Origin of the sequence: Piscinibacter sp. (genome assembly GCF_050175855.1) — a bacterium.
GTDB lineage: Bacteria > Pseudomonadota > Gammaproteobacteria > Burkholderiales > Burkholderiaceae_C > Piscinibacter.
In genome coordinates, this window is sequence record NZ_JBFXIO010000171.1 from 1 (window position 1) to 10,319 (window position 10,319).

The window sequence follows — 10,319 nt, forward strand, 5'->3', positions numbered from 1 at the left end:
CCGATCTCGAGCAGGTCGTTGATCAGCGACAGCAGGTGCTTGCCGCTGGCCTGCACGAGGCCGAGCTGCTTTTCCTGGTCGGCCGTGAGCGGGCCCGGCAGCTTCATCAGCATCAGGCCGGTGAAGCCGATGATCGCGTTCAGCGGCGTGCGCAGTTCGTGGCTCATGGTCGCCAGGAAGCGATCCTTGGCTTGGTTCGCGCGCTCCAGTTCGAGGTTCTTCTCGCGAAGCGCCAACTCGAAACGCTTGCGCTCGCTGATGTCGCGGATCGCGCTCATCACCAGCCGTCCGGCCTCGGTCTCGATCGGGCTGAGGCTGATCTCGACGGGAAACTCCTCGCCGCCGGCCCGCAGCCCGTGGAGCTCGCGCCCTTCACCCATGGCGCGCATGCGCGGCGCCCCCAGGTACCCGACGCGCTGGCCCAGGTGCGGCTGCTGCAGGCGCACCGGCAGCAGCATCTCGATCGGCTCGCCCAGCGCAGCCGCCGCCTCGTGGCCGAACATCGACTGTGCCTGCGCGTTGAAGAGCACGATCCGGCCGGTGCCGTTGACGATCACGATGGCGTCGGGAGCGCGATCGAGCACGGCCTGGAAACGCGCGCGGACGAACTCGGCGTCGCGTCGCGCGCGCAGGCCGGTGACGTCGCTCATGTGCATCACCAGCTGCGGCTCGGCGTCCGCCTGGCGGCGCAACGCGCTGACACTGCAGTTCACGTACAGCGGCACGCCGTCCTTGCGATGGCGAAGCACCTCATGCCGCATGGCCACGCCATCCAGCGCTTCGCGCCGCAGGGCGTCGTCGTCGTCGCGCAATTCGTGCGGCACGATCAAGTCGCCGAGGAGCGCGCCTTTCGCCTCGGCCGCGCCGTAGCCGAAAGTCGTTTCGGCGGCCCGGTTCCAGGCCACGATGCATCCGGCCATGTCGGTCGCGACCAGTGCATCCGGGGAATGCTCAACCATCAGTTCGCCCAGCGATGCTTGCATGCCGTGCAGCCTGGAGCTCTTGATGTCAGCCACTGTAGAGACACCCTGGACCGCGGACAAGGACCACGCAGGACACCCCGTCGAGCGCGGCTCGCACGGCAAGTGATCGCCTTCATCACCCGCCGCGAGAACTCCCCGCTTCCATCATCGAGCGACGCTTCCGCCTGCACGTCGCCGGCGCATCTGTCAGCATGCGCGACCATTCGTGGACCGACACCCATGCCGCCTCTGCTCCGACTCTTCGCGCTGTGCAACCTGCTGATCGGCACTGGCGCCTTCGTGCTCGGCGGCATCCTGTCGCCGCTGGCGCACTCGCTGGGTGTCAGCGTGGCCGCGGCCGGCCAGGCGATGACGGCCTACGCCTTGGCCACGGCGGTGCTGGCGCCCTTGGCCCTGGTGTTGACCGGCCGCTGGCCACGCAAGCGGGTGCTGTGCGTCTCGCTGGCCGTGTTCGCCGCGGGCAATGCCCTGTGCGCCCTGGCCAGCAGCCTGGGCGCGCTGCTCGCCGGGCGCGTGCTGATGGGGCTGGGGGCGGTGTTCACCGCCGTGGCTGCCGGCATCGCGGTGGCGCTGGTCGAGCCGGCGCGGCGAGGCCGTGCCCTGTCGCTGGTGTTCATCGGCATCAGCCTGAGCTATGTGATCGGGCTGCCGCTGGGCGCCTGGCTGGGCCTGCGCTTCGGCTGGCAGTGGCCGGTGGCGCTGGTGGCGGCGCTGTCGGCGCTGGCCAGCGTGGTGCTGGCCGTCGCGTTGCCGCGCGACATCGACGCCCCCGGCGCGAGCTTCGCCGGCCTGGGCGCGCTGCTGCGCCGCGCCGACGTGCTGCGCGCGCTGGCGCTGACGCTGCTGTACTTCGTCGCCATCTTCTGCGTGTTCTCCTACATCGGCCCGGTGCTGCAGGCGCTGGTGCCGATGTCCACCGAGGCGATGAGCGTCACGCTCATGCTGTTCGGCCTGTCGGGCGTGCTCGGCACGGTCGTCGGCGGCTGGGCCAACGACCGCTTCGGCGCGAGCCGCACGCTGACCGTGCAGCTCACCGTGCTCGCGGCGATGATGCTGCTGGTGCCGCTCACGCGTGGCCACCATGCGCTGCTGGTGGCGGTGTTCGTGGCCTGGGGGGTCGCCGGCTTCGGCATGATGACCCCGCAGCAGTCGCGCCTGGCCGCGCTGGCGCCGGCGCAGGCGCCCATCCTGCTGTCGCTGAACAGCTCGATGCTCTACGTCGGCACGGCGCTGGGCGCGGCCCTCGGCGGCCCGGCCTCGGCCTGGGTCGGCTTCGACCGGCTGGCCTGGGTGGGCGTGCCCTTCGCCATCGCCGGCTGGCTGCTGCTGCGCACGGGGCCCCGGCGTGATGGCATGATGGCCGCATGAACACGCAGCTCGACGCCCCGCCCTCGCTGGTCAACATCGCGCACATCGTCTATGCGCTGCATGCGCTGGGCCTGGCGCTCGGCGCCTTCGGCGCGGCCAGCGTGCTCGGCTCGTTCCTGTTCGGCTGGCCGTCGATCATCGCGGTGATCCTCAACTACGTGAAGCGCAGCGAGGCGCGCGGCACCTGGCTCGAATCGCACTTCGACTGGCAGATCCGCACCTTCTGGTGGGCCCTGCTGTGGGCGCTGATCGTCGCGGCGGTGTCGGCCGTGCTGGCCGTGGTGATCATCGGCTTCGCCACCTGGGCAGTGGGCATGTTCGCGCTTGGCGTGTGGGCGATCTACCGCGTCGCCCGCGGCTGGCTGCGGCTGAAAGACCGCCAGCCCATGCCCTCGACCAGTGCAGGCTAGAATTCGGCCTGCACCGCGAGACCAGTCGCCGCGGCGCGCGTCGTACCGACATCCTTCCCACGCCCCCGCGGCTTCCGACTGGTGCAGGCCTTGTAGGCCGCAGCAGGTCGCGACAACGGCTCGCATCGAGCCCCTCCGAATGAAATTCACCGACCTCGGCCTGGCCGAGCCGCTCCTGCGCGCCGTACGCGAACAGGGCTACGAGACCCCCACGCCGATCCAGGCGCAGGCGATTCCCGCCGTGCTCGCCGGCGGCGACCTGATGGCCGGCGCCCAGACCGGTACCGGCAAGACCGCCGGCTTCACGCTGCCGCTGCTGCATCGCCTGATGAGCCGGCCGGCGCCGAAGGACGCGCGCGGCCGCGTGCCGATCCGCGCGCTGATCCTCACCCCCACCCGCGAACTCGCCGCGCAGGTCGAGGAAAGCGTGCGCCACTACGGCAAGTACAGCGGCCTGACCAGCATGGTGATGTTCGGCGGCGTCGGCATGCAGCCGCAGATCGACCGCCTCAAGCGCGGCGTCGACATCCTCGTGGCCACGCCCGGCCGCCTGCTCGACCACCATGGCCAGCGCACGCTGGACCTGAGCCACGTCGAGATCTTCGTGCTCGACGAAGCCGACCGCATGCTCGACATGGGCTTCATCCACGACATCAAGAAGGTGCTGGCCATCGTGCCGGCGAAGAAGCAGAGCCTGCTCTTCTCCGCCACCTTCAGCGACGAGATCAAGGCCCTGGCCGACCGGCTGCTCAACCAGCCGGCGCTGATCGAGGTGGCACGGCGCAACCAGACCGCCGACACCATCGCGCAGAAGGTGCACCCGGTGGGCCGCGAGATGAAGAAGGAGCTGCTCAGCCACCTGATCAAGAGCAACGACTGGCACCAAGTGCTGGTGTTCACGCGCATGAAGCACGGCGCGAACCGCCTGGCCGAGTACCTGAACAAGCAGGGCATCACGGCGATGGCGATCCACGGCAACAAGAGCCAGGGCGCACGCACCAAGGCCCTGGCCGACTTCAAGAGCGGCGACCTCACCTGCCTGGTGGCCACCGACATCGCTGCGCGCGGCATCGACATCGACCAGCTGCCCCACGTGGTGAACTTCGAGCTGCCCAACGTGCCGGAAGACTACGTGCACCGCATCGGCCGCACCGGCCGCGCCGGCGCCCAGGGCGAGGCGGTGTCGCTGGTGTGCGTGGACGAGAACATCTTCCTGCGCGACATCGAGCGCCTTATCAAGCGCGAGATCCCGAAGGAAGTGGTGCCCGGCTTCGAGCCGCCCTCGGGCGAGAAGCCCGAGCCGATCGTGCTCGGCCGCATGGTGATCGGCGAAGGCGCCGGCCGCGGTGGCCATCGCCACCACGCACCGCACCGTGGCGGTGGTGGTGGCGGCAGCGGCGGTGGTGGCGGGCGCGGCGAGCCGCAGCGCCACCACGAGCGGCCGCGGCAGGAGCCGCGCGCTGCCGCCCCACGCCCCGCACACGGCGGCCACGTGCCGCCGCAGGGTGCTGGCCGTGCGGCTGCGCCGGCCCCGGGCCGCGGCGGCGATGCGCGCCGTGGCGGCAGCAAGCCGCAGCCGCGCCTGACCCAGCCCAAGCCGCGCTGAGGGTAGATGCGGGGCATGACGGAGAAGTCCACCGCCCTGCCCCGCTCCGTGCTGCTCGCCGGCGCCACCGGGCTGGTGGGGCGTGCGCTGCTGCAGCAACTGCTCGACCACCCGTCGGTGGCCCATGTGCACGTGCTGCTGCGCCGCGCCGCGCCGAGCATTGCCGCCCACCCGCGGCTCGAACTCCACGTGGTCGACTTCGCCCACCTCAAGCGGCTGCCGCGGGTGGACGATGTCTACATCGCCCTGGGCACGACGATCAAGACCGCCGGCTCGGAGCAGGCCTTCCGACAGGTCGACCACGGCCACGTGATCGCCATCGCGCGTGCCGCGCGCGAAGCCGGCGCGAGGCGCCTGGCGGTGGTCTCGGCCCTCGGCGCGGATCGCGACTCGCGGGTGTTCTACAACCGCGTCAAGGGCGAGATGGAGGCCGACGCCGCCGCGCTCGGCTACGACGAGGTGACGTTCGCGCAGCCCTCGCTGCTGCTCGGTGACCGCGCCGCGCTCGGCCAGCCCGAGCGCTTCGGCGAGGTCTGGGCGAGCCGGCTGCTTCACCCGGTGATGCCGCTGGTGCCCAAGGGCGTGCGGCCGATCGCGGCGCACGACGTCGCCGCAGCACTGATTGCCGCGACGATGGGCGGCAGGCCGGGCGTGCACCGCCTCGCCTCGGCGCGAATGCAGGGAGCCTCTACCCGTTGAGCGACTCGCTGCTGCGCCACCGCGCGTTCATGCGCTTCTGGTTCGCGCGCCTGGCCGGCACCGCCGCCAACCAGATGCTGATGGTGGCCATCGGCTGGCAGATGTACGACCTGACCGGCAGCGCCTGGGACCTCGGCCTCGTCGGCCTGATGCAGTTCGTGCCTTCGCTGGCGCTGGTGCTGGTGGCCGGCCATGTGCTCGACCGCCACCACCGCGCACGCATCCTCGCCGCCTGCATGGCGCTGCAGGTGGGGGTGGCGGTGCTGCTGGCGCTCGGCGCCTGGCAGGGCTTCGCCAGCCGCGGCCTGCTGCTGGGATTGTCCATCGCCATCGGCACCGCGAAGGCCTTCCAGCTGCCGGCGCAGCAGTCGATCACGCCGCTGCTGGTGCCGCCTTCCGTGCTGCCGCGCGCGCTGGCCTTCAGCTCGGCCGGCATGCAGGGCGCGATCATTGCCGGGCCGGCGATCGGCGGCTTCGTCTACGTGGCCGGCGCAACGGCGGTGTACGCGAGCTGCGCCGTGCTGTTCGCGCTGGCCGCTGCGCTGGTGCTCACGGTGCGCTACCACCACGTGCCGCCGCCGGCGCAGGGCGCCACGCTGGAGACGCTGCTGGCCGGCGTGCGCTTCGTCTGGCACCGCCCCGTGGTGCTCGGCGCGATCTCGCTGGACCTGTTCGCCGTGCTGCTCGGCGGTGCGACGGCACTGCTGCCGATGTTCGCCAAGGACATCCTGCACGTCGGCCCCTGGGGCCTCGGCCTGCTGCGCGCCGCGCCAGCGGTGGGGGCACTGGCGATGGCGCTGGCGCTGTCGCGCTGGCCGATCCAGCGCCGCGCCGGCACGGTGCTGCTGGCGGCTGTGGGCGTGTACGGCGCGGCCACGCTGGGCTTCGGCCTGTCGACCGTGCTGTGGCTGTCGATCGCCCTGCTGGCCGTCTCCGGCGCGGCCGACATGATCAGCGTGGTGATCCGCCAGTCGCTCGTCCAGCTGGAGACGCCCGATGCGATGCGCGGCCGCGTCAGCGCGGTCAACTCGGTGTTCATCGGTGCGTCCAACCAGCTCGGCGAGTTCGAGTCGGGCGTGACAGCGGCGTTGCTCGGGCCGGTGGGCTCGGTGGTGCTCGGCGGCCTGGGCTCGATGGCGATCGCCGCGCTGTGGGCGAAGTGGTTCCCGGCGCTGGCGCGTCGTGACCGGTTGGTGGAGCCCGCGTCGTGATCCTGCACCTCGACGACGCCTTGATCGTGGCCGACAAGCCGGCCGGGCTGCCCACCGTGCCCGGCCGCCCGGTCGAACTGCACGACTGCCTTTGGCACCGCGTGCGCGGGTCCGTGCCCGACGCGCTGGTGGTGCACCGGCTCGACATGGCCACCTCGGGACTGGTGCTGTTCGCGCGCGGCATCGAGGCGCAGCGCCGCCTCGGCCGCGCCTTCGCGCAGCGGGACGTCGGCAAGACCTACGTGGCGGTGGTGAGCGGCGAGCTGGCGGACCAGGCCGGCGAGATCGACCTGCCGCTGGCGGCCGACTGGCCCAACCGGCCGCGGCAGAAGGTGGATCGTGACACCGGCAAACCCTCTCTGACGCGCTGGCGCGTGCTGGTGCGCGAACCGGGCCGCACCCGGCTCGCGCTGGAACCGCTCACCGGCCGCTCGCACCAGCTGCGCGTGCATCTGGCGGCGATCGGCCACCCGATCCTCGGGGACACGCTCTACGCGGACGAACACACCGCCGCCGCCGCGCCACGCCTGCTGCTGCACGCCAGCGCGCTGGCCTTCGCGCACCCGCTCGATACGCGGCCGATGCGTTTCGAGAGCGCGCCGCCTTTCTAGAGGATCGCGCCGCTGGCGCGCTCGCCGCGCTCGTAGACCACGTGCGCGCGGCCGACCAGCAGCGGGTCGAGCGCCTTGATGTGCTCGACGTCCTTGTTCGAGTACGGCAGCTTGTGCAGCACGTAGCGCATCGCGTTCAGCCGCGCGCGCTTCTTGCAATCGCTCTTGATCACCGTCCACGGCGCATCGGCGGTATCGGTCTCGAAGAACATCGCCTCCTTGGCCTTGGTGTAGTCGTCCCACTTGTCCAGCGAGGCCATGTCGATCGGGCTGAGCTTCCACTGCTTGAGCGGGTGCGCCTCGCGTTCCTTGAAGCGGCGGCGCTGCTCGGCGCGGCTGACCGAGAACCAGAACTTGATCAGGTGCAGGCCGCTGCGCACCAGGTGGCGCTCGAAGTCCGGGCACTGGCGCATGAACTCCTCGTACTCGTTCGGCGTGCAGAAGCCCATCACCCGCTCGACGCCGGCGCGGTTGTACCAGCTGCGATCGAACATCACGATCTCGCCGGCGGTGGGCAGGTGCTCCACGTAGCGCTGGAAGTACCACTGGCCGCGCTCGGTCTCGGTGGGCTTCTCCAGCGCGACGACGCGTGCGCCGCGCGGATTGAGGTGCTCCATGAATCGCTTGATCGTGCCGCCCTTGCCGGCAGCGTCTCGGCCCTCGAAGAGGATCACCACGCGCTGGCCCGTCTCCTTCACCCAGGCCTGCAGCTTCAAAAGCTCGACCTGCAGCATGTACTTCTGCGCCTCGTAGTTCTTCCTCGACATGAGGTTCTTGTACGGATACGCGCCACTGCGCCAGTCCGGCGCCAGTTCCTCGTCGGGCTTGACCAGCTGCCGGCGCAGCTTCGCGTCGCTGCCCTCGAGCAGTTCGCGGCGCAGCGCCTCGGCGTCGTCGGGCGATGCGCCTTCGAAGATCGCGCGCAGCTGCTTCGCGGCCTCCTTCGGGTCGGCCGCTTTCGCGACGATGTCGTCCAGCGCCGCCAGCTTGGCGCCCTGGGCGGCCTGCACCGCCTCGGACACCACCACCTGATCGACGCTGCGGCCGTCGGCGCCGGTGATCACGTCGCCTTCGGCCGCGCGGCGCACACGGCGCGTGCGCGGTGCCGCCTTCTGCGGCTGGCCGGGGCTGCGAGCGGGGCGGGCGGTGGCGGTGATGCGGGCCATGCGGTCTGTCCTGAAGAGTGATCGAAACGATCACTTTGCGACCAGCCAATCCGGACATGGTTGACCTGACTCAAGGCAGCGGATTGACGCCCTTCCTACCCTCTGCGCAACCCGGCTCCCAAGGTGAACCATGCCCGCGCTCGAATGGTCCGACGCCCTCTCGCTCGACCTGCCCCTGATGGACGACACCCACCGCGAATTCGTCGACCTGCTCGGCGTGGTGGAGCGCTCCGCCGATGACGCGGTGATCCCGGCCTGGCGCACGCTGGTCGATCACACCCAGGTGCACTTCGACCAGGAAGACCGCTGGATGCGCGAGACGCGCTTTGCCGCCGGCAACTGCCACAGCGTGCAGCACAAGGTGGTGCTCGACGTGATGCGCGAAGGCCTCAAGCGCGCCGAAGACGGCGACATCGAACTGCTGCGCATGATGGCCGGCGAGCTGGCGCAGTGGTTCCCGCAGCATGCCCAGAGCATGGACGCAGGCCTCGCCCTGCACCTGCGCCGCTGCGGGCACGACCCGGCCACGGGCACGGTGCTGAACCCCGACGCCCTGCCCACGGCCGAGATCAGCGGCTGCGGCTCCGCCTCGTGCACGCCGCACGAGCCGGTGGGCGAGCACAGCGCTGCGTAGTCAGCCGACTTCGCGCTTGGCCTTGGCGCGCGCGGCGCCGGCGCGGCCGCGTGCCTTCCACATCGCCACCTGGCGCTGGCGCTCCAGCGCGCTCATGGTGTCGCGCTTCGCCTCGCGCAGCAGCTTGTGGTAGTTGCGCAGGCGGTCGTCGTCCACGCCTTCGCGCACGGCGCAGCCCGGCTCCTCGCGGTGCGTGCAGTTGCGGAAGCGGCAGTGCGGCGCCAGGGCCGCCACGTCGCCGAAGGTGGCGGCCACTGCCGCCTCGTCGGCGTCTGGCCGCAGCGCGCGCAGCCCCGGCGTGTCGATCACGCAGGCGCCGCCGGGCAGGCGGAACAGCGAGCGTGCCGTGGTGGTGTGCTGGCCGCGGCCGTCGCTCTCGCGCACCGCGCCGGTGTCCTGCCGTGCATGGCCGAGCAGCGTGTTGGTCAGCGTCGACTTGCCGGCACCCGAGGTGCCCAGCAGGGCCAGCGTGCGCCCCGGCAGCGCGTGATGCGCGAGGCTCGCGGCCGCCTCGCCGTCGCGCGCGTCCACGGCCACGATCTCTGCGCCGGCCGGCAGCCGCTCACGCAACTCCTGCATGCGGCAGAACAGCGTGCGCGCGTCGTCCACGGTATCGGCCTTGGTCAGCACGATCACCGGCGCCACGCCGCTGCCCTGCACCAGCGCGAGGAAGCGCTCCATGCGCCGTGGGTTGAAGTCGGCGTCCAGCCCCATCACCAGCAGCGCGGTGTCGACATTGCTGACCACCGGATGGCGGCGCCCGTCGGCGTCGCGGCGCACCAGGTGCGTCTGCGGCGGCAGTCGGGCGTGCACCCAGTGTTCGCCGTGGGTGTCGGGTGCGGCGAGCACCCAGTCGCCGACCGCCAGCGCGTCCTCACCCTCGGCGAGGGTGCGAGTGAGCCGCGGCAGCACGCGCGCACTGCGCTCGCGCTCACCGTCGTGCAATTGCACCGTCTCGCGGTGCAGCACGGTCAGTCGCATCGGCGCCAGGGCGGGAACGTCGTCCATCTCCGCGGCCAGCGCCAGCGCCTGGCTGGCCCATGCGGGCGTGAAGCCCATCGAGCGAAGCCGCTCGAAATCGATCTGCATCATGTCGTGTGAAAACCCGTCGATCGCCAGGCGCGCAAAGGCACGCCGGCCGGCCCTGCGTGGCGCAGGGTGCGAAAGCGAACGGAGGCGGCCGCGGCGCGCGCGGCTCAGGTCACGAGAGGGAGATGCCGGAGGGCGAAAAGAGGCGGGACCCGAGGCGCGTCAGGCGCGAGCCGCATGGAGGGCAATGTCCGTCGTCTTCATCGTGCACCTCCTGGCTTCGGGTTCATGGGCGACCATGGGCATGGCCGGCGAAGGCGCGCAGTGTGGCACGCAGGCCCGGCCGGGTCAATCGACAACGGCGGGAACTCGCGGCGCCGCGGCGCATCTCATGCGCGCCGCGAGGGTCTTGGCTTGCCCCCTATGATCCGCGCGATTCCACCGCAGTACACCTCGAAGGACCCTCGACCATGAAACGCTGGCTGATCGCCCTCTCGTTCGCCGTCTGCTCCGTTCCGCTGCTGCCGCTGGAGGCCGAGGCCTAGCGCCTGGGCGGCGGCGGCAGCGCCGGCATGAAGCGTGACCTGCCCGCGCGCACCGCG

The 10,319-nt window shown here is 71.3% G+C and carries 10 protein-coding genes; 7 read left to right on the forward strand and 3 right to left on the reverse strand.

Annotated features, from left to right (window positions below; genetic code table 11):
• Positions 1-983: PAS domain-containing sensor histidine kinase (locus AB7U92_RS14040; RefSeq protein WP_428577820.1), on the reverse strand; the 983-nt coding region annotated here is incomplete at its 3' end.
• A gap of 219 nt (positions 984-1,202) precedes the next feature.
• Between AB7U92_RS14040 and AB7U92_RS14045 the strand changes: the two genes are divergently transcribed.
• The 6 genes from AB7U92_RS14045 (at position 1,203) to AB7U92_RS14070 (ending at position 6,888) form a co-directional block, all read left to right on the forward strand.
• Positions 1,203-2,351 carry an MFS transporter gene (locus tag AB7U92_RS14045; protein ID WP_428577823.1) on the forward strand — a complete coding sequence of 383 codons (1,149 nt, stop codon included), beginning with the start codon at positions 1,203-1,205 and terminating at the stop codon, positions 2,349-2,351.
• Positions 2,348-2,761 carry a DUF4870 family protein gene (locus AB7U92_RS14050; RefSeq protein ID WP_428577826.1) on the forward strand — a complete coding sequence of 138 codons (414 nt, stop codon included), beginning with the start codon at positions 2,348-2,350 and terminating at the stop codon, positions 2,759-2,761. Before AB7U92_RS14045 ends, AB7U92_RS14050 begins: the two co-directional genes overlap by 4 nt.
• 139 nt (positions 2,762-2,900) lie before the next feature.
• Entirely contained in the window at positions 2,901-4,367 is a 1,467-nt protein-coding gene (locus AB7U92_RS14055; protein ID WP_428577828.1) for a DEAD/DEAH box helicase, read from the forward strand.
• Between the two features lie 15 nt (positions 4,368-4,382).
• Positions 4,383-5,066 (forward strand): NAD(P)H-binding protein, encoded by a 684-nt coding sequence (locus AB7U92_RS14060; protein WP_428577831.1) that lies wholly within the window; start codon positions 4,383-4,385, stop codon positions 5,064-5,066.
• Positions 5,063-6,277, forward strand: a complete 1,215-nt coding sequence (locus AB7U92_RS14065) for an MFS transporter (protein ID WP_428577834.1) — start codon at positions 5,063-5,065, stop codon at positions 6,275-6,277. Before AB7U92_RS14060 ends, AB7U92_RS14065 begins: the two co-directional genes overlap by 4 nt.
• Positions 6,274-6,888 (forward strand): RluA family pseudouridine synthase, encoded by a 615-nt coding sequence (locus AB7U92_RS14070; protein ID WP_428577836.1) that lies wholly within the window; start codon positions 6,274-6,276, stop codon positions 6,886-6,888. Before AB7U92_RS14065 ends, AB7U92_RS14070 begins: the two co-directional genes overlap by 4 nt.
• On the opposite strand, the gene ppk2 is transcribed toward AB7U92_RS14070, so the two are convergent.
• A complete protein-coding gene (gene ppk2 / locus AB7U92_RS14075; RefSeq protein WP_428577839.1) occupies positions 6,885-8,054 on the reverse strand; it encodes a polyphosphate kinase 2 in 1,170 nt (389 codons plus the stop codon). The genes AB7U92_RS14070 and ppk2 overlap by 4 nt on opposite strands.
• A gap of 130 nt (positions 8,055-8,184) precedes the next feature.
• Here ppk2 and AB7U92_RS14080 point away from each other — a divergent pair, with 130 nt between their 5' ends.
• Positions 8,185-8,688, forward strand: a complete 504-nt coding sequence (locus AB7U92_RS14080) for a hemerythrin domain-containing protein (protein WP_428577842.1) — start codon at positions 8,185-8,187, stop codon at positions 8,686-8,688.
• Here AB7U92_RS14080 and rsgA read toward each other — a convergent pair whose 3' ends face one another.
• Positions 8,689-9,780 (reverse strand): ribosome small subunit-dependent GTPase A, encoded by a 1,092-nt coding sequence (gene rsgA, locus AB7U92_RS14085; RefSeq protein ID WP_428577845.1) that lies wholly within the window; start codon positions 9,778-9,780, stop codon positions 8,689-8,691.
• Between the last annotated feature and the right edge of the window lie 539 nt (positions 9,781-10,319).

Bases quoted from the DNA above. Each gene is read 5' to 3' on its own strand.
- AB7U92_RS14050 (WP_428577826.1), top strand. From the start codon at position 2,348: ATGAACACGCAGCTCGACGCCCCGCCCTCGCTGGTCAACATCGCGCAC.
- AB7U92_RS14080 (WP_428577842.1), top strand. From the start codon at position 8,185: ATGCCCGCGCTCGAATGGTCCGACGCCCTCTCGCTCGACCTGCCCCTG.
- ppk2 (WP_428577839.1), bottom strand. From the start codon at position 8,054: ATGGCCCGCATCACCGCCACCGCCCGCCCCGCTCGCAGCCCCGGCCAG.
- rsgA (WP_428577845.1), bottom strand. From the start codon at position 9,780: ATGATGCAGATCGATTTCGAGCGGCTTCGCTCGATGGGCTTCACGCCC.
- AB7U92_RS14055 (WP_428577828.1), top strand. From the start codon at position 2,901: ATGAAATTCACCGACCTCGGCCTGGCCGAGCCGCTCCTGCGCGCCGTA.
- AB7U92_RS14045 (WP_428577823.1), top strand. From the start codon at position 1,203: ATGCCGCCTCTGCTCCGACTCTTCGCGCTGTGCAACCTGCTGATCGGC.
- AB7U92_RS14060 (WP_428577831.1), top strand. From the start codon at position 4,383: ATGACGGAGAAGTCCACCGCCCTGCCCCGCTCCGTGCTGCTCGCCGGC.